Here is a 26,010-nt window from a genome sequence, read left to right on the forward strand (position 1 = left end):
CGATTTGAGAATATCAACTCAATGAATAAAACAACAAGAGATTTCATTCAAGCTTCTTACCAGCAAGCTTTGAAAACATCACTTTCACATAGTGCGGATATTTGTGAACCTTGACTATCCTTAACCATTTCCGAATAACTTTCATTTTCCGGACCCTTTTGAAATATCTCTTGTAACCTGTTTTTTTGAGCCAATGCAGCAACTTGTCACAATACGGGTAAACCGTGTCATCGTCAATCGAATCTATGATGTCCCAAATCCAACATGGATTATTCTCGTAATAGCGGTAGAAACGGACAAGGTGCGAAAACTTCTTTTCATCAAAGTTTACAAATCCCCAATCAACAGGTTTTTCTTTCACACAAAGGATGTTGAGCAATGTTCTCATACATTTATGGCACATACAACATTGCTCGGCATTGTCTTTACAACAAGCCCATATTTCAATTTTCTTACCATGAGCCGCACACCACGCAGCTATATTTTTCATTTTTTGGGAACGACGCATATATTGCCCGTCCTGCCCGGCAAAGGATATCCCGGCAAACTTTATCACATCGGACAGTTCTGGATTAGCCCCATCCTGATTGACTAACGGTTGATTTTCAATGGGTTCAAAAGTGCTTCCCATAATAAGAGTAGGTATGCCCATGGCATAAGCGAATGGTGCGGAAGAAAGTAGGTTACCCAAATATTTTATACCAAACCAACCGTCTGCCAGAAATGCCGCACTGTTGAGTGCAAAAATATGCCTCAAGTCATGCTGTATTTTTGAATCATCGAATATATCCATACGAAAATTATTCGTAACCATAAGCCAGTCACTTCCAGAAACAGCCGAGAACTCACGTATGAGACGCGATTTTGCCACAAGGAAATGCTGCCCGGAAATTTCTTTTGATGAAGACTCCGGACCTTCTATGCTAGGCACAGTTACGAGGACATTACTTTTTCCAAGATTGTTTATTCCGGCATGTACCGCATCAATACCCCCTGAAAAAAAGATAACATTATCGAATCGACTTTCAGGAATCTTATTCTCAACTATTGTTTTGGCCGTCACTTTGCCATGCCATTCTTCCTTAAAAGGTCCATAGATTTTAGAATAGGAATTGTAGATTTGGGGAAGTCTCTCATACAACCTCTTGTCTATCGATGGTACAACAAGTTCCACACCGTAAAACCATGTTACGGGAAGCAGATAAAGCGTTATAGGCAGTACCAATATAGATTCGGGCAATCCTTTTGCCGAAAATCCAAAACATTCCACATTATGGAATTTCACCCATGCTTCAACCTTCTGTTTTTTTAAAAGGCCCAGTCCCGTATTATCCCACAATTCATACCGTATGGTATCACCTGTTGTGGACACCTTTACTATTTCAATCGTTTTAGCCATTGTTGTGATAGTTTTTATTTATAAATATCATCTCTGGATCTGGCTGTAAATCCCGTGCCATTTCTCTTTCAATATTTTTTTGATGTAAAACCTTTCTGTCCGCGTCATACCCAGTGCATATACGGTTACACTGGTAAAAACCGTTATCACCAATGTCCTCATAAAAAATAGTCCGAAATCTGACGCCTCTTTTCCCAGCAGAGCAAAAACGAAAAGTGCAGAAACGGAGAATACGACAAGTGACGGAATAAGGCAACTTTTAAAGAAGCGGACGATGGATAAACCGTATTTTGAACGCGAGTGCAATAACAACGCAAAAAGCACGCATACCTTAAATACAATATTAAGCACAAAGACTGTTTCTACGGGCAAGCCATCCCTCAGGCACACGTATGATGCAATAAAATTTACCAGATAAATGAAAGTAAGCACGATTTCATAAGATTTTATATTCCCCTGCGCCAAAACACCTGTACAAAGCGGATTCACCCAGCAATCAACAAGTGAATACAAAAGAACAAGTACGATGAAATTAGCTGTATGGGCAGGTACATCGGAAAGCCATAATCCCAATACATAGTTTATATCCACGCATAGCGGAAGCAGGACTATCAGCAGAATGAAAAAGCCGAACTTTCCGCTTCGAATAATAAGAGTATGCATCTCATCCAAGTTCCCAGCCGCATAATTTTTGGTAATCTGCGGATTTGAAGCTTGCATGAAGTTGGCCACAAAACTGTACACGGAAGTATTCACCCTCATTGCAATCCCCTGCGCGGCATTCACCACCGGGCCACCGAACAAGTTCAAAAGCACATTACTACCCAGGTCTTTCAAGACAATCACTCCATTGCCTAAAAAAGCCCATCCGGAAAAAGCAAACATTCGGAATAGTAGTTTTTTATCAAAAGCCATTACAAAACGACATTCTGTAAAATGCCGCTTGCAATAAATGGCATATATGCTGCGCTGAATCAAGGCAACCACCACCATGAAGAGAGCATACAGCCACAATTTATCAAGTGGGATGATAATCAGCAGACCTACCACAGCCAATTTCAACACAGCCTCCACAATGCTGATATAGGCAAACGCTTTCATCTGCTCGTTGGCTATAATCAAAGCATTATATGGAACACTCAACAGGTTAATGAAAAAAGCCAATGCAGAGAACCATAGCACATAAAACGCAACGTCAAGTCTTTCAAACGGTATCACCATTTTGTTCTCTATAAACCAGACTCCAAATGTGCTTATCAGCAAGCAGACAGCAATTCCCATGCCAACCTGAATGAGCAAGGAAGCGGAAAATATCTGTTGTACACGAAAAGTGGTAACATTCGGTTGCCCCTTCTCATAAGTGATAAAGCGCGCAATTGCTATTGACATGGCTCCAGAAAGGATACTAAACATAGCTACAAAGCCACCAACAGCATTGTATATTCCATAATCTTCTTCACCTAATACCTCTAATGTCACCCGCACAGTGTACAGACTGACCGCCATGATCAGTATTTGACGCAAATAAAGGAATATGGTATTTTTAGCGATACGTTTATTATTAGTTGATTGGTTCATAATGTTTTAATAGGACACAAGGAAAAGTTCCTTTAAAAGATAGCTTCCCTATATAAAAGGGAAACTTCATGGCACTCATTATCATAATTTAAAAATTTATTAATTATAATGTAAAGGTAAGGCTATACTATTAACCGACTTAAAAAGGATTAGACGCTTACCTTATTACTGATGAGCCATATCAAATAGTTACCATATATGTCATTAAATGCATATTAATAAAAAAGCCAATGTATACATAAAATCTAAACATCCAATATTATAAATGAAATCCCTTATCAACATATTTTCGCTTTCCTTCCTTATCAAACTCACTCATCTCAATAGTATTCGACTCTGATGCTATATAAAAAAAATGATTTCCAATCTTGTATTTCTGAAAATAATCATTGGCTTCATTTACTAATAGTTCACCTGTCGGCTCTGCCAGCCCGAAAAATCTCATAATGCGATTAAATGCATCTCTTACATATTCTTCTTTTGGATCTTTTCTACCGCTAATATCAACAATAAAGTGGAGAGTATCTCTGACAAAAAGCTTCACCCTTTCCCTATTTTTAGGGTCTTCAAATGCCTCTCGCAACTCTTGCTCCATCTTTTCCCTGACACTCCTTTGATTTTTATCACTTAAATGTTTATCTGGAACTATATTTATCCCCCTGTCTGTATTTAGTGAAACCTTAACAGATACAGTTACAGGTTTTCCATTATATTTCGTTTTGCTCTTTTTATCTAAATGTATATCTTGTTTACTATCCCACTCAAACGGAAGGTTTTCATGATGATTATCTACTGTGATAAATTCACCTTTCAGTAACGCACTTATTACCATTATTCTAATTTTATTTTATAAGACAATACTTCACAAAGTATAGACCAAGTAAACATGAATTTTCACAAAGCCATACAACTCTTTTTAATCAAAGAAGAAACGGCTTGTCACTCCACCTTCTCAAACGGAAAAGCGTGAAGATAACTCACAGCCACCGTCATATTCCCAAAAGCAAACACCAGCCTTGTATTCCGATGCAAACGCATGATGCATCCTTCCTTCCCCCTGAAGATGCCACCGGTAATCCGGATGCGTTGTTTCTTCTGAAGATAATCCTCCAAAGGACGGTTCATCAACTCGATATTATAAGGCATGGATTCGTACAAATAGATAAATTCCTCCATCTGGCTTTGAGGGATTACCACCGCACGGTGCGTGTTATAGTCCGTCACCAAATACTGGCGAGGAAACATAGCAGACAAAATAAGTTCCAACTGATCCAAAGGAGCGCAGACAAACAGCCAGCCGTTGCCTTCGATTTCTTTCTCGTCCGTCAAAGCATTCAATTTCCGGGCGGAACCGGTGGCAAAGGCTTCTTTCACTACCCGGGCGGAATCACGACGGGCAGTATATTCCTCTTTAGTATAGGCGCATTGCTCGAAGCGTTTCCTGTGGTCCGTCGAGGTATAGGAGAATACTTTGAAACAAAAGTATCTTTCTTCTGCTTCACCTGATGGCTTACGAAGTTTTACGGACTTCCTGCCACTAAAAACGCCAATATAGCGCTTCAATTCTTTGTTAGGCAGATACAGATAGTACCAATTGAGTTCAGGATGTTCCTTCCCTATTCCCGCCAATGGCGTGACTCCCTTATTTGACCCCTGGTCTGAGACGGAAGCGATTGAACTGCAGAGCAGTAACTTAGGCGCTTCGCTCGCTATGTTTTGATTATTATAAGAGAGTGCTTCGGTTGCAAGCTCTATAGGACTTTTTATTTCCATCAAAACATCATAATTAAATTATTCTTCTAAAAAATGAGGCTCGAATAAGCCATCAATTTTCTTTTTTTGTTGGGGTTCTCTTAGTAAGAGAACCCCAAGTTTACTTAAATGCCTGATAGAGTGACCTATAGATATCGTCTTTCATAGTATTTTTGCAAACGATTGTCATTTATAAGCATACTTTGGGATACTTTTTTAATGCGGAAATTTCTGTATTAAGGAATTATAGCTATCTTTGCAGCAAAATGGGGTTCTCTTACTAAGAGAACTCCATTTTTTATTGAAGGCTTAAAAAGTGAAAAGTCTTATTTTCAATACATTACATTATTTATACAATCAGAATAGATTTTCCTCTCACAATAATTATGGTGGACTAAAATACTCAAAAAGAAAGAGGCTTCCGTTTCCGGTCGCCTCTCTTTTCTTTTCGGATAAACGCTTTTATCCGTAAGTGTACTGACTTTCACAAGCAAATACTAACTATTAATCTTAAATCTATTACTATGAAAAACACATTATATTAACACGCGAATCGCGTAGATTGTTCAACAAAAAGAGATAAAAAGAGTGTTAAATCTATATCGGAGGAATGTTCCAGTTATTTTTTTAATACAGGAACAACAATTAAACCTACTAAAAAGTTGGAGAAACCAAAACATAAAAGAAATATGGTTATTTCACATAATCGTGACACTAGTAAAATACAATGCAAATATAGAAGTATATAGCAAAAGTACAACATAAAAGAGAAAGGATGCCATCAGGACACCCTTTCTCATCGCTCATTTGTAACTATAGAGAGTCAGACTCTCATTAAAAACGCGGTAAAATTAATAAAATAATTTTAAACACAAAATTAGTTTTATAAAAAAAATCAAAAGGTATTCAAAGTTTAGATGAAAGAGAAATAATGGAACAGAACAGAGTTCACTACAGGACTACCCCCGGTTGACACAGGCTATTGCTCATAAACGCAAACAGGCATGAAAACCATAGCCGCTGATCTATATACCTGCATTAACCTGAGTAATCTTATAGTGAAACCTTCTTTATTTCTTTACCTTCAGTTCATAAAGGTCATGCCTGCGGTCACGCAAATTGCGCACACTGCCATACGTATGCAATTCATTCAACAGATTCAAATCAACATCCGAAACCAGAATCATTTCGGTATTCGGAGTCGCCTCGGCCCGTTTACCATCAGTAGGGAAAGCGAAATCACACGGAGTAAACACTCCGGACTGGGCATACTGAATGTCCATATTGTGCACGCGCGGCAAATTACCCACACTGCCGGCTATAACGACAAAGCATTCATTCTCAATAGCCCGTGCCTGAGCACAGACGCGCACACGGGAATAACCGTTCTGCGTATCCGTCAGGAATGGGACAAACAGAATCTGCATTCCCTGGTCGGCCATGATACGGGAGAGTTCGGGGAATTCCACATCATAACAAATCAAGATACCAATCTTGGCGCAATCCGTATCAAAGGTCTGCACCATCTTGCCTCCCGAAAGCCCCCAGCTCTTTATCTCATCGGGAGTGACATGAACCTTTTCATACATTTCGTATGAACCGTCACGCCGTACTAGGAAGCCTACATTATAAAGTCCTCCGTCCTCTTTCACGTATGGCATGCTGCCCGTGATGATATTGATATTATAACTGATGGCCAGATTGACAAACCGGTCGCGGACCTCTTCCGTATATTGTGCCAGACCACGGATGCTCTGGGCTTCGCCCAAATGGTTGAACTTGGCCATCAACGGCGCATTGAAATATTCCGGAAAAAGAACAAAATCACTCTTATAATCGGAAACGGCATCTACGAAAAACTCCACCTGCTCAAATACATCATCCAATGTTTTATAAGGACGCATCTGCCACTGCACCAGCCCTACACGCACCGTGGTTTTCTTATCCACATAATCCTGCGTAGGCTCCTGGTAATAAATATTATCCCATTGCAACAAAGTGGCACAATGCTTGGATTCCTCGTCATTGGGGAGATAATTCTTCATGACACGACGGACATGGAAATCATTGGAAAGCTGGAATGTCAATACCGGATCATAAATCTCACGGGAACGCACCTTGTCCAAATATTCCTTAGGACGCATCGTGTCCGCATACTTATAATAATTAGGAATACGGCCACCGAACATGATCGCTTTCAGATTCAGTTTCTCGCATAATTCCTTCCGGTACTCATACATACGGCGTGCCAGACGCAAACCGCGATAATCGGGATGGATAAACACCTCGATACCATACAGGATATTCCCCTCCGGATTGTGTGTGCAGAATGTCTCATTCCCGGTTACTTTGGCATAGGTATGATCTCCCTTCACCATATCGTAATCCACAATAATGGAAAGAGCACATCCCACTATCTTATCATCCACCACCGTCACGACTTGCCCTTCAGGAAAAATCCGGATCAGCGTTTCTATTTGCTCGTGTGTCCAGAACACATCTTTATCCGCATATACCCGCTTGAATGATTGTGATAACTGGATGTAGTCTTCGATCTGTAAGTTCCGGACCTCTACTTTATTGATTTTATGCATCGGTTCCATAATGATTTTTTTATTATATTTTAAAACAGTGGTGCAAAGGTAGGACAAATTATAACACAATGTTCTCCAAAACAGAAAAAGATAAAGAGAATATCACCCGGTATGAAAAATATCTATGAGCCGTTAATAGGATTTTCAGAAAACTTTTTGCTACCTTTGGAAAGTTAACCCAATAACAAACAAAAAACAACCAATTTTGCTATGAATAAAGAATTAATAATGAATCCCAATCAATTGGTGGCATTTCTAGGAAAGCCTTGCGCAGAGTTTACAAAAGAAGACATCAAGCAATACATTCAGCAGAATGGCATCCGCATGGTCAATTTTATGTATCCTGCCGGAGACGGACGACTGAAAACACTGAATTTCGTTATCAATAATCAAGCATATCTGGATGCTATCCTGACCTGTGGTGAACGAGTGGACGGTTCCAGCCTGTTCCCGTTCATCGAAGCGGGCAGCAGCGACCTGTATGTCATCCCACGGTTCCGCACAGCCTTTTTAGACCCGTTTGCCGAGATCCCGACCCTTTCCATGCTCTGCTCTTTCTTCAACAAGGATGGAGAACCGTTGGAAAGTTCGCCCGAGCATACGTTGCACAAAGCCTGCCGGGCATTCCATGAAGTAACCGGCATGGAGTTTCAGGCTATGGGAGAACTGGAGTATTATGTAATCGCTCCGGATACGAATATGTTCGAGGCAACCGACCAAAAAGGTTACCACGAATCGGCTCCATACGCCAAATTCAATGATTTCCGCACCCAGTGCATGGCCTATATCGCACAAGCGGGCGGACAGATAAAGTACGGGCACTCCGAGGTAGGCAATTTTACCCTGAACGGTATGATATACGAACAGAATGAAATAGAGTTCCTGCCTGTCAATGCCGAGAATGCGGCAGACCAATTGATGATAGCCAAATGGATTATACGCAATCTGGCTTACAAACACGGCTACAACATTACTTTCGCGCCTAAAATAACTACCGGAAAAGCAGGATCGGGATTGCATATCCACATGCGTATCATGAAAGACGGACAGAACCAAATGCTGAAAGAGGGGGTACTCTCAGAAACAGCACGCAAGGCTATCGCCGGCATGATGGAACTTGCTCCGTCCATCACCGCATTCGGAAACACCAATCCTACTTCTTATTTCCGCCTGGTCCCCCATCAGGAAGCACCGACTAATATTTGCTGGGGAGACCGCAACCGCTCCGTATTGGTACGTGTCCCCTTGGGATGGGCGGCTAAAACAGATATGTGCATGACAGCCAATCCACTGGAAGCAGAAAGTCACTATGATACCACACAAAAACAGACGGTGGAAATGCGGTCACCGGACGGCTCGGCCGACCTCTACCAACTGATAGCAGGACTGGCTGTGGCCTGCCGCCATGGCTTTGAAATAGAAAACGCCCTGGACATTGCGGAAAAAACTTACGTAAACGTCAATATCCATCAGAAAGAAAATGCGGATAAGCTGAAAGCATTGGCCCAGCTGCCCGATAGCTGTGCGGCTTCCGCAGCCTGTCTGCAACAACAGCGCGAGATATTCCAAAGACATAATGTGTTCAGCCCCGACATGATTGATGGAATCATCAGCAAACTGACAGGCTATAATGATCTGACCTTACGCAACGACTTGAAGGACAATCCGGAAGGTATGCTGGCATTGGTCAATAAATATTTCCATTGCGGATAATTTGACTAAAACAAGCGGGAGGAGGGCAGATCCATATTTTATTAATATGCTGTTGACCTCCTTCCGTTTCTCATATTTACACTATTATAAATAAAAAAGGTCAATGTATTCCTACACTGACCTTTTTCTTTTTGAGCGGAAAACGAGACTCGAACTCGCGACCCTAACCTTGGCAAGGTTATGCTCTACCAACTGAGCTATTTCCGCAAACCTCTAACATGGTGCCCAGAACAGGACTCGAACCTGCATGCCTCTCGACACACGCACCTGAAACGTGCGCGTCTACCATTCCGCCACCTGGGCATTTTCTTTTGAGCGGAAAACGAGACTCGAACTCGCGACCCTAACCTTGGCAAGGTTATGCTCTACCAACTGAGCTATTTCCGCAAATATCTTCCCTTCGTGAAGGAAATGAGACTCGAACTCACACGACATAACTGTCACCACCCCCTCAAAGTGGCGCGTCTACCAATTCCGCCATTCCTCCAGAAACGAAAAACCTTGTGTTTTAGTGCCCAGAACAGGACTCGAACCTGCATGCCTCTCGACACACGCACCTGAAACGTGCGCGTCTACCATTCCGCCACCTGGGCATTCTGTGTAACACTCTTGTTACAACGCACAAGATTTTATTTATGTGAGCGGAAAACGAGACTCGAACTCGCGACCCTAACCTTGGCAAGGTTATGCTCTACCAACTGAGCTATTTCCGCAATTTCCGCTTTCGGTTTCAACTATCTACTAGCTGTTTCCCGATTGCGGATGCAAAGGTAGTGCTTTTTTCTAAACTTCCAAAAGTTTTCTATACTTTTTATAGCACTTTTATTACATTATTTCAGCAATTTCCTCATAATCAATACAAACCAAAAGAAAGTTTTTTTCTTGTAATCAGGACATACGGTCACGGTAATCCTCATAGCGGAAGTCTTTATATACTTCCAAGGTATGGTCTGTATGCCAAATAGCGATAGAAGGGTGATGGATTCCATTAAACATGTTTGTTTTTACCATAGTGTAATGAATCATATCTTCCAGAACAATGCGCTCTCCTATCTGCAACGGATGGTCAAAACGCCAACTGCCCATATAGTCTCCGCTTAAGCAACTATTTCCGCCCAAACGATAGATATTTTCTTCCGCTAAAGCTGTTTTTACCGCATCGGCAGGTAAAGTTTCAGCACCACGCACTGCCGGCTGATAGGGCATTTCAAGACAGTCGGGCATGTGACATGTAAAACTGACATCCAGAATCGCAGTTTTTATCCCCCGGCTTTCCACTATATCGACAACAGAAGCTACCAAAGGTCCGGTCTGCCAAGTAAAAGCCGATCCCGGTTCCAGAATGATTTCCAGATGCGGATAACGGGCTTTCAAACCTTTTAATAAAGAAATGAGGTGCTCCGTATCATAGTCTTTACGTGTCATCAGGTGCCCCCCTCCCAAATTCAACCATTTTATCTGCGGAAACCAACGGGCAAACTTCTCTTCTATATGCTGCAAAGTATGTTCCAACTCATAAGAGCTGGACTCACAATGACAATGACAATGAAAACCCTCGATACCTGCCGGCAAAGTGTCGGGAAGCAAATCGGCCGTCACTCCAAAACGCGTACCGGGAGCACAAGGATTATAAAGTTCCACCTCTACTTCCGAATATTCAGGATTGATGCGGATGCCACAGGATATCTTTTCTCCAAAAGCCTCAACCATAGGATAAAAACGACGGAACTGACTGAAGGAGTTAAAGGTGATATGGCTGCTGCACTGCATGATAACCGGGAAGTCAGTCTCCGTATAGGCTGGAGAATAAGTATGAGCCTTACTGCCGAACTCTTCGTACGCCAAACGGGCTTCATATACGGAGCTGGCCGTAGTATAACGGATGTATTCCCTGAATACAGGGAACGATTTCCACATGGCAAAAGATTTGAAAGCCAGGATGATCTCAACTCCGGCCCGGTCTGCCACACGCTTTATCAGGCTCAGATTCTTTCTGAGCAATGCTTCATCCATCACATAGCATGGAGAAGGTACTTTATGGATATCTATCATTTTTATATCAGAATTCTGTTCGAAAATTTATCCCACAACTTTGAAACGGGCGAATTTCAGTAATAATTGTTTCTCTCCGGCATTCCGGAAACGGACAGTCGCCTTGCTGTTCTCACCGGTTCCTTCCACCTTTATCACATCGCCTATTCCAAAGCGTTCATGCTCTATCACCTGCCCTGCCTGCACATTTACCGGCAAGGTTCCCGCCGCGGACGGCTTTGAGGCCGTGGCAGGACCTACCTTAGTCAAATTACGCGGCACACTGGGACGGATAATCTCAGCCTTCGGCCTTTCTCCAGCCGAAAACGGTTTCTGACCAGACGGACTTGATGAAGAACGCCCGTAAGAAGGCTGTGAAGCAGATTCATCAAACAAGGAACGAGACGGACGTTCATTTTGTTCACGGCGGAAACGGCTGGCTCCCTCGTCTATTCTCCGGGCCATCTGCTCCTCCTGGGGCAGTTTCAGGAAATGTATATCAATATCTTTCAAGAAACGGCTCGGACTACTGAACTCCATCTTTCCATATTTAAACCGGCTCTTGGCAAAGGACAGATAGCAATGCTCTTCGGCACGTGTAATCGCCACATAAAACAGGCGGCGCTCCTCTTCCAGTTCCTTATACGAATTGAGTGACAAAGCACTGGGAAACAAGTTTTCCTCCAACCCTACAACAAAGACGTTTTTAAACTCCAAGCCTTTAGCAGAGTGAATGGTCATCAAGGTAATCTTCTCGGCATCCCCCTCTTTCTCATTATCCTGATCCGTCAGCAGAGAAACCTCCGACAGAAAATCTGTCAGCAGGATGTTCTCATTTCCTTCTTCCTCACGGGTCGCACAAAAATCGTGCATACCGTTTATCAATTCCTCAATATTCTCCTGGCGGCTCAAATTTTCGGGGTCATTGCTCTGATAAATCTCAGTCATAATGCCGGACTGACGGACTATCATCGCCCCCAATTCGTATGCATTCTTTTCCGGGACCTCCACGATGAAACTCTCTACCAGTTCACGAAAGCCCTGTAACTTGGCATGCGTGCCCTTGTTGATATTCAGGCCGTATGCCAACGGTTCTTCCAAGACTCTCCAAAGACTGACATGATGCTGTGTAGCCGCATCAATGACCTTGTTCAAAGTGGTATCACCGATTCCCCGCGCCGGATAATTCAACACCCGCTTAAAAGCCTCCTCGTCATTCGGATTCACCGCCAGGCGGAAATAAGAAATGACGTCTTTAATCTCCTTGCGCTGATAAAAAGAAAGCCCTCCGTAAATTTTATAAGGCAGACTACGTTTCCGCAAAGCCTCCTCGAAAATACGGCTCTGGGCGTTTGTACGATATAAAATAGCAAAATCATTATAAGAATAATGTTCCCGCGAGCGTAGTTTCACAATCTGGTTGGCCACAATCTCCCCTTCCTCCACATCACTGTAAGCATTGAAAACTCCGATAGGTTCCCCTTTCGCTTTTTCCGAAAAAACTTCTTTCCTTATCTGCTCGCTATTTTTCTCTATCAGGCTGTTTGCCGCACATACAATGGTTTGGGTAGAGCGATAGTTCTGCTCCAGTTTGAAAAGCCTGGCCCCTTTATACAGTTGGGTAAATTTCAATATATTGTCAATATTCGCCCCTCGGAAGGAATAGATACTCTGCGCATCATCCCCCACCACGCATACACGCTGATGCTCCCGGGTAAGCTGAAGCACAATGCTGTGTTGTGCGAAGTTGGTATCCTGGTACTCATCCACCAGCACATAACGGAACTGCTCCGCATACTTGCGGCAAATCTCGGGATAATCCCGGAATAACAGATAAGTATAGACCAGCAAATCATCAAAATCCATCGCATCGCTCTGGCGGCAACGTTCCCAGTACCGTCGGTAAATATCACGAGTGGCAGGTACTTTGGCATTCACATCATACTGATAAAGTTCTGCATTCGAGGCGTATGCATCGGGAAAAACCAGGTGATTTTTCGCATTGCTGATACGCGCCTGTATCAACCCCGGCTTATAGGTCTTATCGTCCAGTTGCATTTCTTTTACAATAGACTTGATCAAGCTCTTCGAATCCGAAGAATCATAGATGGTAAAATTAGAGGTAAAGCCGATGGATTGCGACTCACACCGCAGGATACGCGAAAAAATGGAATGAAACGTCCCCATCCATAAATAGCGTGCCTGATCGCCCACCTGACGGGCTATACGCTCTTTCATCTCACGGGCAGCCTTGTTGGTAAAAGTCAATGCCAGAATAGACCAGGGAGTATATCCCTGCTCCAGCAAATAAGCTATCTTATAAGTCAGCACACGTGTCTTCCCCGAGCCTGCTCCGGCTATCACCAAAGAGGGACCTTCGTTGTAAAGCACCGCATTGCGCTGGCTTTCATTCAATTCTTCTAAATAATTCGTCATAAGTTTCTTCTTTCGTCCGCAAAGATAGAGAAAGTTTGAGTTTATCAGAACAATTCGACGCTCAATAATGTTATTATGATAGAAGTTTAATTAAAACCTCAACTAAAAATGAATATATTATTAACCACTTTAATTTCATTAGTTATGACTTACGAAATGCCCAAACTCCCGTATGCAAACAACGGACTCGAACCTGTAATCAGCCAGGCTACTATAGACTACCATTATGGCAAGCACTTACAAACCTACGTAAACAATTTGAACTCCTTGGTTCCGGGTACGGAATTTGAAGGAAAGACCGTAGAGGAAATTGTAGCATCAGCTCCCGACGGGGCGATATTCAATAATGCCGGACAAGTATTGAACCATACATTATATTTCCTTCAGTTCGCCCCCAAACCCGGCAAGCATGAACCGGCCGGTAAACTGGCGGAAGCCATCAACCGGGACTTCGGAAGCTTTGAGAACTTCAAGAAAGAATTCAACGCCGCCTCCACAGGACTGTTCGGCTCGGGCTGGGCATGGCTTTCTGTAGACAAACAAGGGAAACTGCACATTACCAAAGAACCCAACGGAAGCAACCCGTGGCGTGCAGGATTGAAACCTTTGCTGGGCTTCGATGTATGGGAACATGCCTACTATCTGGATTACCAGAACCGCCGTGCAGACCATGTGAACAAATTGTGGGAAATCATTGACTGGGATGTAATAGAAAAACGTCTGTAAAAGAGTCCTTAACTATACATTATAACAGAACCGCCCCGCGCCCCTATTTATTCAGGGAGCGGGGCGGTTTTACATCTGTCTCCTTTACAGGGAAAGACACACCACGATGCAAGATTATCATAAAAAACAGTCTCCCGCAGAAAATAAAGCAATCTGTTGTAGCATTATTCATTTCTTTCTCCTATCTTTGCCATCGTAAAACAAAGGGGTGCCCCACGTAAGCAGCGGACGGGCTGAGATTATACCCTGTGAACCTGATGCGGTTAGTACCGCCGAAGGGATTGTTACTTCTTACCTCATGCCATCCGGTCAAAAAGCAACTCTTTGTATTTACAGGCAAATTCATAAACTGATATAGCATGAAACTGACAGTAAACAGCAAAGAAACCGAAGTAAAGGACGGATGCACCGTAGCCGAACTTTCCACCTTTCTGGCACTTCCCGAGAAAGGCATTGCCATAGCGGTAAATAACCGTATGGTCCCCCGTATAGACTGGGAAAAATGCGTGTTACAACCCAATGACAGTCTGGTAGTCATTAAAGCTGCATGTGGAGGATAAGGCCGTGGAACTTCAATTCATCACTCACTTCACCGACACATATTCCTATTATGATTCCGCACGCATGGCACTGGAAGGCGGCTGCCGCTGGGTCCAGCTACGTATGAAAGACACTCCCGTTGACGAGGTGGAACGGGAAGCCATACGCCTGCAACGCTTATGCAAAGACTACGGAGCGACATTTATTATAGATGATCACGTGGAGTTGGTCAAGAAAATTCATGCCGACGGAGTACATTTGGGAAAAAAGGATATGCCCGTAGCCGAAGCACGAAAAATATTAGGAAAAGAGTTCATCATCGGAGGCACCGCCAATACATTTAATGATGTAAAGATGCATTATGAAGCCGGAGCTGACTACATCGGCTGTGGCCCGTTCCGTTTTACCACCACGAAAAAGGACCTCTCGCCGGTACTGGGACTGGAAGGCTACCGCTCCATTATCCAGCAAATGAGAAAGGCGGATATCCATCTGCCCATCGTCGCTATCGGAGGAATTACTTTGGAGGACATCCCTTCCATCATGGAAACGGGGGTTACGGGCATTGCCTTGAGCGGAACCATACTCCGGGCGGAAGATCCGGTAGCGGAAACTAAACGAATCATGAATTTATAATAAAATCACAAAATATAATGAAGAAACTGATTATAGCTGGAAAAGAATTTAATTCCCGTTTATTTCTGGGAACCGGTAAATTCAACTCAAACACCGTAATGGAAGAAGCCATCCTGGCATCAGGATGCGAAATGGTAACCGTAGCCATGAAACGTATTGAACTGGACGATAAGGAAGATGATATGCTGAAACATATCATTCACCCCCACATCCAGCTATTGCCCAACACCTCCGGTGTGCGCACAGCCGAAGAAGCCGTCTTTGCCGCACAAATGGCCCGAGAGGCTTTTGGCACTAACTGGCTGAAACTGGAAATCCATCCTGATCCGCGCTACTTGTTGCCGGATTCTACCGAAACATTGAAAGCAACCGAGGAACTGGTCAAGCTAGGCTTCGTCGTTTTGCCTTACTGCCAGGCAGATCCTACATTGTGCAAACGGTTGGAAGAGGCCGGAGCAGCAACCGTCATGCCGCTTGCCGCCCCCATCGGGACAAACAAAGGCTTGCAGACACGTGACTTCCTGCGCATCATTATCGAACAAGCTTCCGTTCCTGTGGTAGTGGACGCCGGAATAGGTGCCCCCAGCCATGCCGCTGAAGCGATGGAAATGGGCGCGGACGCCTGTCTGGTCAATACCGCCATCGCAGTAGCCGGTCAGCCGGTAGACATGGCAACAGCCTTCAAGGAAGCTGTCATTGCCGGACGCCGCGCTTATGAAGCAGGCTTAGGAGCGGTAGGACAGAACTTGATCGCATCCGCCTCATCCCCTTTAACTTCATTCTTAGATTAAACAGAAATATGATGGACAAAAAGCAAGATCAAAAAGCATACGCTCATGCTGAAAAGGCATATATGCAAGGAACCCTGTTCCCATACATCAAAGTAGGAATGCAGAAAGTAAACCTGACTCCCACAGTGAACATAGTGAACGGCGAAAAGGTGACAACGCCAAATGCTCCCGTTTATATCTATGACACCAGCGGTCCGTTCAGTGACCCCAATATGGAAATCGATCTGAAAAAAGGACTTCCCCGTATGCGCGAAAGCTGGATTACCGGACGGGGAGACGTGGAACAACTGCCCTCCATCACCTCAGAATACGGAAAGATGCGCCGTGACGATAAAAGTCTGGATCACCTGCGCTTTGAACACATCGCCCTGCCCTATCGTGCCAAGGCCGGAAAGGCCATCACACAAATGGCATACGCCAAAGCCGGCATCGTTACACCGGAAATGGAATATGTGGCCATCCGTGAAAACATGAACTGCCGGGAACTGGGCATCGACACCTTTATCACCCCTGAATTCGTGCGTGACGAAATAGCCGCAGGGCGTGCCGTACTTCCCGCCAATATCAACCACCCCGAAAGCGAGCCCATGATTATCGGCAGGAACTTTTTAGTGAAGATCAACACGAACATCGGAAACTCCGCCACCACTTCCTCCATTGACGAAGAGGTGGAAAAAGCCGTATGGAGCTGCAAATGGGGAGGTGACACCCTGATGGATCTCTCGACCGGCGATAATATTCACGAGACACGCGAATGGATTGTCCGCAACTGTCCTGTCCCCGTAGGCACCGTGCCTATCTATCAGGCATTGGAAAAGGTAAACGGGAAAGTAGAGGATCTGAATTGGGAGATTTATAAAGATACATTAATCGAGCAATGCGAACAAGGAGTGGACTACTTTACCATCCATGCCGGAATACGCCGGCAGAATGTACACCTGGCCGACAAACGACTGTGTGGCATCGTAAGCCGCGGAGGCAGCATTATGAGCAAGTGGTGTCTGGTACATGACCAGGAAAGCTTCTTATATGAGCATTTCGATGACATCTGTGATATTCTGGCACAATACGATGTAGCCGTATCCTTGGGTGACGGACTTCGTCCGGGCTGTATCGCCGATGCCAATGACGAGGCACAGTTTGCCGAACTGGATACCATGGGTGAACTTGTACTCCGCGCATGGGACAAAAACGTACAGGCATTCATTGAAGGACCGGGACATGTACCTTTGCATAAAATCAAAGAAAACATGGAACGCCAGATCTCTCACTGCCACAACGCACCGTTCTACACCCTCGGCCCGCTGGTAACGGACATCGCTCCGGGATATGACCATATCACTTCGGCCATCGGTGCCGCACAAATCGGCTGGCTGGGCACTGCCATGCTATGCTATGTCACCCCGAAAGAGCATCTGGGACTACCCAACAAAGAAGATGTACGCGTCGGTGTCATCACTTACAAGATTGCCGCCCATGCGGCCGACCTGGCAAAAGGGCATCCTGGCGCACAGATCCGCGACAATGCTTTAAGCAAGGCACGTTATGAATTCCGTTGGCGCGACCAGTTCCACCTAAGTCTGGATCCCGACCGCGCTTTGGAGTACTTCAATGAAGGACGCCATACGGACGGTGAATACTGTACCATGTGCGGACCCAACTTCTGCGCCATGAAATTGAGCCGCGACTTGAAGAACGTGGGTAATTAAACGACCGATTTTGCGAAGACCATGGAAGATTTCAAGAAAGCACTTGAAGGAGCTTTAGGAAGGAAATATATAGACATCATAGTGGAGCAAGTAGCCGGAGCCCCCGGCCGCTTTGACTCCCTTTATGCCCTGACCCGGCATGAAGAAACAAAGATAGCCTGGCGTGCCGCTTGGGCTTGCGAAAAACTGAGCATCCTCCTCCCTTCCCTATTGATGGACAAAAGGGAGGAACTGATGCTGAGAGCCATGCAATGCCCTCACGGCGGAACCAGACGCCTGCTGCTGAATATCCTTCATCACCTTCCTGTTCTGAAGCCTGTCAACGCTACTTTCTTCGATTTCTGCCTGGAAGGCATGCTGTCTCCTGCCGAAAGCGCATCCGGACAAGCTGTCTGCATGAAACTAGCCTACGACATCTGCCTGGAAGAGCCGGAACTGACGGGAGAACTGGAAGCATACCTGGAAAATATGGAACCGGAATACTATACGGCTGCCGTGCAATGCGCCCGCAACAACATCCTAAAGAAAATAAGGAAATGAAGATATTGATACTCAACGGAAGCCCTCGCAGCCAAGGACTTATCAGCCGGATGCTGGACATCATGGCCGAAGAGGCCCGCATACGTGGCGCCGAAGTGGAAGCAATACCCATCCGTAAATTGCAGGTGCGTCCCTGTACAGGATGCATGGCTTGCCGCAGCCGGCAGGCCTGTGTCCTGCCCGAAGACGATGCGCAGCGCACGCTTCAAAAGATACAATGGGCAGACGTGCTGATTGTCGGATCACCCTGCTATTGGGGAAACATGAACGGACATCTGAAAGTAGTGTTCGACCGCATCGTGTACGGCATGATGGGAGAAAGTCCGAAAGGGATCCCCCAAGCGTTGCATAAAGGCAAGAAAGCAGTCATCGTAAGCACCTGCTCCACCCCATGGCCGTTCAATATCTGGTTTAACCAGACACGCGGTGTAGTAAAGGCGTTGCGCGAAATCCTGAAATGGAGCGGATTCTCTATCAAAGGCGTTATCCAGAAGGGAGGAACGAAGCAACATCCCGAACTGACGGAAAGCGACAAAAAGAAATGTAGAAAAATAATAAGGAACTTATAGCTTGAAACCTGTTTAAATGCCGGAAAGGTTTAAACAGGCTCTTATAAAAGCGAAATCATCTTATAGAACAATAACAAGAAAAAAAAACGATCATGTTTTCAGAAGAACTTGAAAAAATAGATTGGGAGAAAACCACCAAAACCATCTACTCCAAGACCGAAAGTGATGTGCTCCGCGCCCTTGGCAAGGAACATTGCGATGTGGACGACTTTATGGCGCTCATCTCCCCCGCAGCAGCAAAATACCTGGAGCCGATGGCGCAACTAAGCAAAAAATATACCGAAGAACGTTTCGGCAAAACCATCTCCATGTTTATACCGCTGTATATCACCAACTCCTGCACCAATTCTTGTGTGTATTGTGGTTTCCATATCAGCAACCCGATGGCACGTACCATCCTCACCCCCGAACAGATTGAAGATGAATACAAAGCCATCAAAAAACTGGGGCCTTTTGAGAACCTGTTACTGGTGACCGGAGAGAATCCGGCAAAAGCCGGAGTCCCTTATCTGGCTAAAGCTTTGGACATCGCCAAAAAATATTTCAGCAATCTGAAGATAGAGGTAATGCCACTCAAAGCCGAAGAATATGCCGAACTGAAAGAACACGGACTGAATGGAGTCATCTGCTTTCAGGAAACCTATAATAAAGCCCGTTATAATATATATCATCCACGCGGAATGAAATCCAAATTCGAGTGGCGGGTGAACGGCTTCGACCGCATGGGACAGGCAGGAGTCCACTCCATCGGCATGGGGGTACTTATCGGACTGGAAGAATGGCGCACCGATGTGACCATGATGGCCTATCACTTGCGCTATCTTCAGAAAAAGTATTGGAAAACCAAATACAGTGTCAATTTCCCCCGTATGCGTCCGGCTGAGAACGGAGGATTCCAGCCGAATGTCATCATGAATGACCGTGAACTGGCACAGCTCACTTTTGCCATGCGCATCTTCGACCACGATGTGGACATCTCCTACTCCACCCGTGAACCGGCACAAATCCGCGACAACATGGCAGGACTCGGAGTGACCACCATGAGCGCTGAAAGCAAAACCGAACCAGGAGGATACTATACCTACCCGCAAGCTTTGGAACAATTCCATGTAAGTGATGAACGTACAGCCGTGGAAGTGGAACACGCACTGAAATCATTAGGAAGGGAACCGGTATGGAAAGACTGGGATGTTTCTTTTGACAAGTTCACACCGATGCGATAGATTTTACCCTCACTTTTACAAAGAAAGGGGCGGTATCAATGATACGAAGCCCCTTTCCCAACTTAACAATAAACAACGTGGAAAGATATAACCGTCAAATCATTCTCCCTGAATTGGGAGAAAAAGGACAACAACGGCTCAAACAGGCCAAAGTGCTTATAGTCGGTGTAGGTGGTCTGGGATCTCCTGCCGCCCTGTACCTGGCAGGAGCCGGAATAGGCACTATCGGATTAATAGACGATGATGTGGTAAGCATCAGCAACTTACAACGTCAGGTACTTTATAGTGAGGCCGAGGTAGGTATGCCCAAAGCTATCCAAGCCCAAAAACGTCTCGAAGCCTTGAACCGTGATGTGCAGATCAATGCCTACCCCACAAGGCTTACCAAAGAGAACGCGGATGAAATTATCTGCGCCTATGACATCGTTATAGACGGATGCGATAATTTCGCCACCCGTTACCTGATCAATGACACCTGTGTGAAATGGGGAAAAGTCTATGTATATGGCGCCATCCGCGCCTTCGACGGCCAAGTGTCCGTCTTCAATTACCAGGGAGGCCCCGATTACCGCCACTTTTTCCCCGACGAAACGGAGATGCTGTCCATGCCCCATCCCCCCAAAGGAGTATTGGGTGTAACCCCAGGCATGGTAGGTTGTGCCGAAGCAGCCGAAGTGTTGAAGATTATAGGCGGATATGGTGAAGTGCTGAGCGGCAAGCTATGGATTATTGATTTGAAAACAATGGCAACCCATCTCATTTCTTTCTAACCAACCCCAAACGGTGCTCGGTTCAGCACCGTTCCCATCAGAAAGTCAGCATTCCCCGCTGTCCTTGCCCTATATCGCAAGACATCCGTATCTTCATTGTTTCCAAGCCGGTTCACAAACTCACCTAAAATAAATCTATGAATCCACTAGGATTATTACAAATAGGTTGCTATCTTTGCTTAGCAATTAGTCATAAGGTATGAAGTTAATTCTAATAACACCCCCCACTTATTTTGTGGAGGAAGATAAGATAATTACAGCCCTTTTCGAGGAAGGGCTGGACACACTCCATTTAAGAAAGCCCGACACTGCGCCTATGTTCGCAGAGCGTCTGCTGACTCTTATCCCCGAACAATATCATAAGCGCATAGTGGTTCATGGACATTTTTACCTGAAAGAGGAATACAAACTGAAAGGAATTCACCTGAACGGCCGTAATCCGAACTTGCCGGAGGGTTACAAAGGACATATCAGTTGCTCCTGCCACTCGCTGGACGAAGTAAAAGAGCACAAATCCGGCTGCGACTATGTATTTCTGAGCCCGGTATTCAACAGTATATCCAAGCTGAACTATAATTCGGCATATACGCCCGAAGAGCTCCGCGCCGCCGCCAAAGCGGGTATCATTGACAAGAAAGTCATAGCTCTGGGAGGCATTGACGAGGAAAACTTGCTGGAAATAAAAGACCTTGGTTTCGGAGGAGCCGCCATATTGGGCGCTCTTTGGAATAAATTCGACGCATGTACCGACCGCGACTACCAATGCGTGATAGAACATTTCCGGAAATTAAGGGATTTGGCCGACTGATTATCAATAGATTTAGAATAAAGGTCTAAAAAGCGAAGAATATGCATCAAAACAAGCATATTACTATAATGAGAAGTTATTTTTAATTTTCTATTTTTAATTTCTAATTATAATACGTACCTTTGCACGCAAATTAACAAATAGGTAATATCTATTACAAAATGAGCAAAACATCACCTTTTATGGTATTCTCAGGAACAAATTCGAGATACCTTGCAGAAAAGATTTGCAACAGCCTCGGTTGCGAATTAGGAAACATGAACATCATGCATTTTGCTGATGGTGAATTCGCTGTTTCTTATGAAGAATCAATTAGAGGCGCACATGTTTTTCTGGTTCAATCTACCTTTCCTAACTCTGACAACTTAATGGAACTGCTGTTGATGATTGATGCAGCAAAAAGAGCCTCAGCAAAGAGCATTGTAGCCGTTATCCCCTACTTTGGATGGGCACGTCAGGACAGAAAAGACAAACCCCGTGTTTCCATCGGTGCCAAACTGGTAGCCGACCTTCTGAGTGTGGCGGGCATCGACCGTCTGATTACAATGGATTTACATGCCGATCAGATTCAAGGCTTCTTTGATGTACCGGTAGATCACCTCTACGCTTCCGGTGTATTCCTGCCCTACATTGAATCATTGCAGCTGGAAGACCTGGTAATCGCAACTCCGGACGTAGGTGGTTCGAAACGTGCCAGCACTTATTCAAAATATCTGGGTGTGCCCTTGGTGCTTTGCAACAAGACCCGCCTGAAAGCCAATGAAGTGGCCACCATGCAAATTATCGGTGATGTAAAAAATAAAAACGTCATCTTGATTGACGATATGGTAGATACAGCTGGTACTATTACCAAAGCTGCCGATATCATGAAAGAAGCGGGAGCCATTTCCGTACGCGCCATCGCTTCCCACTGTGTAATGTCAGGTCCTGCATCCGAACGGGTTCAGAACTCCGGCTTGGAAGAAATGGTATTTACCGACAGTATTCCATACACTAACCGTTGCTCTAAAGTGAAGCAACTGACCATTGCCGATATGTTTGCTGAAACAATCCGCCGCGTGATGAATAACGAGTCTATCTCTTCACAATATATCATTTAATCTTTATAGATTATAGATCAAAAAAAGTCCGGGCTTAGAAAAGTCCGGACTTTTTTGTCTTACCTGCAAAAAGCAGGAAGCACCTGATAATGTGTTTTTTCATCTTTCTAGGACGTGCAAGCTCATGCGTACGTATGCAAAATCCTGCGCCCCTATACATCATTTTCTTTTCCTTTTCCGGTGATTCCTGCGACGGCGCTGCGCCTTCTCATGCCGGTAACGCTGAAGCCTCCTATACACAGTGAACACCACCATAACCCCGACGGATACCAGAATCACAATAACTACACCTACTCCCAAATTATCCCCCTTTACACGCGACCACATCTCCAGCACCAATTCAGTCTTATCACCGGAATCACGAATCATGGCACAACGTTCCACCACCTTACGGTCGGGATACTGCACCTTGTCTATAGGCAAACTATCGGCAGCAGGGCCGAAAAAATAACTCAAATCCGAAAAGTAAGATAAGGTAGTATCTATTTTCGCCTCCAAAATCTCGGGAGTCGCGACGGCACTCACATAGCCACAGGCATCCATATTACGTAAAGCCACATCGGAACGGCACAAATAATTGATGAAATAACTGGCAGCCTTCTTATTTTTAGCATACTTAGGAATCACCCATCCGTCATACCATACATTACTTCCTTCTGCCGGCACCTCATAATCCAGATTGACGCCTACTCCTTCAGCCTCTTCTATCGCCCATACCGCATCACCGCTCCAGGTCATGTTCAGCCATGCTTTACCCTTGGTCATCATTTCCTTGCCAAAATCCGCTTCCCAGCCGGCTATCAAGGGCTTCATCTCCTTCAGGTACTTCTCAACTGTGTCAATGGAGGCTTGCGAATAATCGTTCATCAACTCCTCTACCGTAACTTTGCCTTTTTCCAGATTCCCGGCATTGGCATAAATCAAGGCGGTGCCATACGCATCACGATAACTTTCCTTCATCAGAATCTTGTTCTTATATTTCAGATTCCAAAGACTGGCCCAAGTCCCGGCATCTTCGGCAGGGACATGATCGGTGTTAAAAAGGATACCAGCTGTCCCCCACATATAACCGACAGCATAATCCGAAGCACGATGCCCCGGCCGGCTCAACTTATCCAATTGTTCGCGAATATAAGGAGATTCATTATGCAGATAATTGGGAGTCTTTCCAAAAACGGTATCAATGGGAAGCAACAAACCTTTCCTCAGCATACGCTCTATGATATACTCCGAAGGACAGACCACATCGAAATCCTCATGTCCGCGCTCTATCTTGGTCAACATGATTTCATTGATGTCAAAAGTCTGATAAACAATCCGGATATCTTCTCCCGTCTGTTCTTTGTACCACTGGGGAAACTCCGCCAACACATCCTCGTCAATATAGTCGGCCCAATTATATATTTTCAGTACATTTTCACGAGACTCTGTATTATAGCATCCGGTCAAAGAGAATAATGCACAAGCACACGCCACCAGCCATTTATTTATTTTCCTCATTTTCTATGCCTCCTTTTTCTTGCCTGCACGGCGGTTGATGATAACCAACAATACCAGTACCAATACAAATATAATGGTAGAAAGCGGACGGAGTTCAGGCGTCAGCCCTCCTTTCCGTGCATCCGCATAAATATAGGTGGAAAGAGTTTCAAGCCCTTCGTTACCAATAGTAAATACCGTCACGGCAAAATCATCGATAGATAAAGTCACCGCCAGCATAAAACCTGAAATCATTCCCGGAAGAATCTCAGGGACAATCACCTTGCGGAGTGCCTGCATAGGGGTAGCCCCCAAATCAAGCGCCGCCTCATAAATATTCGGATTCATCTGTTTCAAACGCGGCAACACACTCAACACCACGTATGGAGTACAGAATGTGATATGTGCAAGCACCACAGTGGTGTATCCCTGTGGAATACCCAAGGATACAAACAGCAGGAATAAAGATATACCTATAATGATATCGCCATTCAGTATAGGGATATTATTGACAAAACTGATTGCTTTACGGGCACGGGTACGAAGATTGAATATGCCGATTGCCGTAATGCTGCCCAGCAAAGTAGATACGGTAGCTGCAATCAAGGCGATGCTCAGGGTGTTGATCAAAGCATTGGTCAATGAATGATGTGTACCCGCAACAAACAGGGATGAATAGAGTTTGGTGGAAAATCCGGTCCAGTTGCCCAGCACCTTTGCTTCGGTAAACGAATAGATCATAATGATAAAAATAGGCGCATAAAGCAATAGCAGAAGCAGCCACAAATATCCTTGGCATAAAATTTTCTTTACCATAGTCCACCTCCTTCGTTATGATCCTTATCGTCTGATGCAAGCAAGGTGGTCGCACCGATAAGGAACAGCATAATCAATGACAACGCTGCTCCATAATTCCACATACTATTATTAATATTTTCCTGAATGGTAGTACCAAAGAGTTTGATATTGTTCATTGTCAGCAGTTCGGCAATGGCGAATGTAGAGATAGTAGGCATGAACACCATCAATATACCACTCACAATACCCGGCATGGACAGGGGTAGCACAGCCTTGAAAAACACTTGCATAGGATTGGCGCCCAAATCTTGCGCCGCTTCCACATAACTTTTATCCAATTTCTGCAAAGTGTTGTAAATAGGATAAATCATAAAAGGCAGAAAATTATATACCATACCGAATATCAAAGCCCCCTCGCCTAGAGGTACGTTCATAAAGTCGAACAATGCCACCGTAGCCAGTGTACGTATCAAAATATTCACCCACATGGGCAGAATAAACAAGACCACTACCGTCGATGCATACTTCATCCGGGTCTGCGTCAGAATATAGGCGGCAGGATATCCCAATAAGATACACAGCACTGTCGTGATGATGGCTACGCCAATAGAATAAACAAATGTATTGATTGCCTCGGGATGGGCGAAGAATTTGGCGAAATTTCCCAAAGTGAAATGACCCGCATCATCCATAAATGCATAAACTACAATTAAAAGTAGCGGAAGAATAACAAACACCGCCGAAAATATCACGTAGGGAATCGTCCAGCTTTTACGTGAAGACAAGAAAAATCGTATTGTTCTGAGCACCTCTTTTCT

22 protein-coding genes, 6 tRNA genes and 1 riboswitch are annotated in these 26,010 nt (G+C 44.8%); of the genes, 12 read left to right on the top strand and 16 right to left on the bottom strand.

Features of this window, described 5'->3' with window-relative positions; all coding sequences use genetic code 11:
- Positions 1-43 precede the first annotated feature (43 nt).
- The 5 genes from ACYQ0C_RS11410 to ACYQ0C_RS11430 form a co-directional block, all read right to left on the bottom strand.
- Positions 44-1,399 (bottom strand): hypothetical protein, encoded by a 1,356-nt coding sequence (locus ACYQ0C_RS11410; RefSeq protein ID WP_007835075.1) that lies wholly within the window; start codon positions 1,397-1,399, stop codon positions 44-46.
- Positions 1,400-1,426: 27 nt separating this feature from the next.
- Positions 1,427-2,977 (bottom strand): lipopolysaccharide biosynthesis protein, encoded by a 1,551-nt coding sequence (locus ACYQ0C_RS11415; RefSeq protein WP_016277636.1) that lies wholly within the window; start codon positions 2,975-2,977, stop codon positions 1,427-1,429.
- A 259-nt stretch (positions 2,978-3,236) separates the two neighbouring features.
- The gene (locus ACYQ0C_RS11420; protein WP_016277637.1) at positions 3,237-3,809 is read right to left on the bottom strand and encodes a hypothetical protein; all 573 of its coding nucleotides are present in this window, start codon (positions 3,807-3,809) and stop codon (positions 3,237-3,239) included.
- A 107-nt stretch (positions 3,810-3,916) separates the two neighbouring features.
- Positions 3,917-4,750, bottom strand: coding sequence for a hypothetical protein (locus tag ACYQ0C_RS11425; protein WP_016277638.1), 834 nt, complete (start codon positions 4,748-4,750; stop codon positions 3,917-3,919).
- A 1,049-nt stretch (positions 4,751-5,799) separates the two neighbouring features.
- Positions 5,800-7,332 carry a carbon-nitrogen hydrolase family protein gene (locus ACYQ0C_RS11430; protein WP_016277639.1) on the bottom strand — a complete coding sequence of 511 codons (1,533 nt, stop codon included), beginning with the start codon at positions 7,330-7,332 and terminating at the stop codon, positions 5,800-5,802.
- A 201-nt stretch (positions 7,333-7,533) separates the two neighbouring features.
- On the opposite strand from ACYQ0C_RS11430, the gene ACYQ0C_RS11435 reads away from it, so the two are divergent.
- A complete protein-coding gene (locus tag ACYQ0C_RS11435) occupies positions 7,534-9,036 on the top strand; it encodes a glutamine synthetase family protein (protein WP_025077107.1) in 1,503 nt (500 codons plus the stop codon).
- Between the two features lie 134 nt (positions 9,037-9,170).
- Here the strand turns inward: ACYQ0C_RS11435 and ACYQ0C_RS11440 are convergent.
- From ACYQ0C_RS11440 to ACYQ0C_RS11475, 8 genes are all read right to left on the bottom strand, one after another.
- Positions 9,171-9,243, bottom strand: a tRNA-Gly gene (locus tag ACYQ0C_RS11440).
- Positions 9,244-9,255: 12 nt separating this feature from the next.
- Positions 9,256-9,339: transfer RNA gene (locus ACYQ0C_RS11445), tRNA-Leu, on the bottom strand.
- 11 nt (positions 9,340-9,350) lie between these two features.
- Positions 9,351-9,423: transfer RNA gene (locus ACYQ0C_RS11450), tRNA-Gly, on the bottom strand.
- 16 nt (positions 9,424-9,439) lie between these two features.
- Positions 9,440-9,523, bottom strand: a tRNA-Leu gene (locus tag ACYQ0C_RS11455).
- 25 nt (positions 9,524-9,548) lie between these two features.
- Positions 9,549-9,629 (bottom strand) — tRNA-Leu (locus ACYQ0C_RS11460).
- A gap of 47 nt (positions 9,630-9,676) precedes the next feature.
- Positions 9,677-9,749, bottom strand: a tRNA-Gly gene (locus ACYQ0C_RS11465).
- Positions 9,750-9,924: 175 nt separating this feature from the next.
- Positions 9,925-11,088: a carboxynorspermidine decarboxylase gene (gene nspC, locus ACYQ0C_RS11470; protein WP_016277641.1), complete on the bottom strand. Its 1,164-nt coding sequence runs from the start codon at positions 11,086-11,088 to the stop codon at positions 9,925-9,927.
- Positions 11,089-11,115: 27 nt separating this feature from the next.
- Positions 11,116-13,503 (bottom strand): ATP-dependent helicase, encoded by a 2,388-nt coding sequence (locus ACYQ0C_RS11475; RefSeq protein WP_016277642.1) that lies wholly within the window; start codon positions 13,501-13,503, stop codon positions 11,116-11,118.
- A gap of 108 nt (positions 13,504-13,611) precedes the next feature.
- Here ACYQ0C_RS11475 and ACYQ0C_RS11480 point away from each other — a divergent pair, with 108 nt between their 5' ends.
- The 11 genes from ACYQ0C_RS11480 to ACYQ0C_RS11530 all read left to right on the top strand — a co-directional run bounded on the left by ACYQ0C_RS11480 (position 13,612) and on the right by ACYQ0C_RS11530 (position 22,915).
- Positions 13,612-14,229: a superoxide dismutase gene (locus ACYQ0C_RS11480; RefSeq protein WP_016277643.1), complete on the top strand. Its 618-nt coding sequence runs from the start codon at positions 13,612-13,614 to the stop codon at positions 14,227-14,229.
- A 194-nt stretch (positions 14,230-14,423) separates the two neighbouring features.
- Positions 14,424-14,527, top strand: a riboswitch (TPP riboswitch).
- A gap of 61 nt (positions 14,528-14,588) precedes the next feature.
- Positions 14,589-14,789: a sulfur carrier protein ThiS gene (gene thiS / locus ACYQ0C_RS11485; RefSeq protein WP_016277644.1), complete on the top strand. Its 201-nt coding sequence runs from the start codon at positions 14,589-14,591 to the stop codon at positions 14,787-14,789.
- Positions 14,779-15,405, top strand: coding sequence for a thiamine phosphate synthase (locus ACYQ0C_RS11490; protein WP_016277645.1), 627 nt, complete (start codon positions 14,779-14,781; stop codon positions 15,403-15,405). Before thiS ends, ACYQ0C_RS11490 begins: the two co-directional genes overlap by 11 nt.
- A gap of 17 nt (positions 15,406-15,422) precedes the next feature.
- Positions 15,423-16,196 carry a thiazole synthase gene (locus ACYQ0C_RS11495; protein ID WP_016277646.1) on the top strand — a complete coding sequence of 258 codons (774 nt, stop codon included), beginning with the start codon at positions 15,423-15,425 and terminating at the stop codon, positions 16,194-16,196.
- A gap of 11 nt (positions 16,197-16,207) precedes the next feature.
- Positions 16,208-17,905 (top strand): phosphomethylpyrimidine synthase ThiC, encoded by a 1,698-nt coding sequence (thiC, locus tag ACYQ0C_RS11500; protein ID WP_016277647.1) that lies wholly within the window; start codon positions 16,208-16,210, stop codon positions 17,903-17,905.
- Between the two features lie 21 nt (positions 17,906-17,926).
- Positions 17,927-18,445 carry a hypothetical protein gene (locus ACYQ0C_RS11505; protein WP_016277648.1) on the top strand — a complete coding sequence of 173 codons (519 nt, stop codon included), beginning with the start codon at positions 17,927-17,929 and terminating at the stop codon, positions 18,443-18,445.
- The gene (locus ACYQ0C_RS11510; protein WP_016277649.1) at positions 18,442-19,014 is read left to right on the top strand and encodes a flavodoxin family protein; all 573 of its coding nucleotides are present in this window, start codon (positions 18,442-18,444) and stop codon (positions 19,012-19,014) included. Before ACYQ0C_RS11505 ends, ACYQ0C_RS11510 begins: the two co-directional genes overlap by 4 nt.
- A 92-nt stretch (positions 19,015-19,106) precedes the next feature.
- Positions 19,107-20,237: a 2-iminoacetate synthase ThiH gene (gene thiH, locus ACYQ0C_RS11515; protein ID WP_016277650.1), complete on the top strand. Its 1,131-nt coding sequence runs from the start codon at positions 19,107-19,109 to the stop codon at positions 20,235-20,237.
- A 38-nt stretch (positions 20,238-20,275) separates the two neighbouring features.
- Entirely contained in the window at positions 20,276-21,007 is a 732-nt protein-coding gene (locus ACYQ0C_RS11520) for a HesA/MoeB/ThiF family protein (RefSeq protein WP_016277651.1), read from the top strand.
- A 199-nt stretch (positions 21,008-21,206) separates the two neighbouring features.
- Entirely contained in the window at positions 21,207-21,815 is a 609-nt protein-coding gene (locus ACYQ0C_RS11525; protein ID WP_016277652.1) for a thiamine phosphate synthase, read from the top strand.
- 161 nt (positions 21,816-21,976) lie between these two features.
- Entirely contained in the window at positions 21,977-22,915 is a 939-nt protein-coding gene (locus ACYQ0C_RS11530; RefSeq protein WP_025019467.1) for a ribose-phosphate pyrophosphokinase, read from the top strand.
- A gap of 159 nt (positions 22,916-23,074) precedes the next feature.
- Here ACYQ0C_RS11530 and ACYQ0C_RS11535 read toward each other — a convergent pair whose 3' ends face one another.
- The 3 genes from ACYQ0C_RS11535 to ACYQ0C_RS11545 are packed head-to-tail and all read right to left on the bottom strand — an operon-like array spanning position 23,075 to position 26,001.
- Positions 23,075-24,415 carry an ABC transporter substrate-binding protein gene (locus ACYQ0C_RS11535; protein WP_016277654.1) on the bottom strand — a complete coding sequence of 447 codons (1,341 nt, stop codon included), beginning with the start codon at positions 24,413-24,415 and terminating at the stop codon, positions 23,075-23,077.
- A gap of 3 nt (positions 24,416-24,418) precedes the next feature.
- Entirely contained in the window at positions 24,419-25,210 is a 792-nt protein-coding gene (locus tag ACYQ0C_RS11540) for an ABC transporter permease (protein WP_016277655.1), read from the bottom strand.
- Positions 25,204-26,001 carry an ABC transporter permease gene (locus tag ACYQ0C_RS11545; protein ID WP_025019466.1) on the bottom strand — a complete coding sequence of 266 codons (798 nt, stop codon included), beginning with the start codon at positions 25,999-26,001 and terminating at the stop codon, positions 25,204-25,206. The genes ACYQ0C_RS11540 and ACYQ0C_RS11545 overlap by 7 nt, the downstream gene beginning before the upstream one ends.
- Positions 26,002-26,010: the final 9 nt, after the last annotated feature.

Source organism: Phocaeicola sartorii JCM 17136 = DSM 21941 (assembly GCF_054653615.1).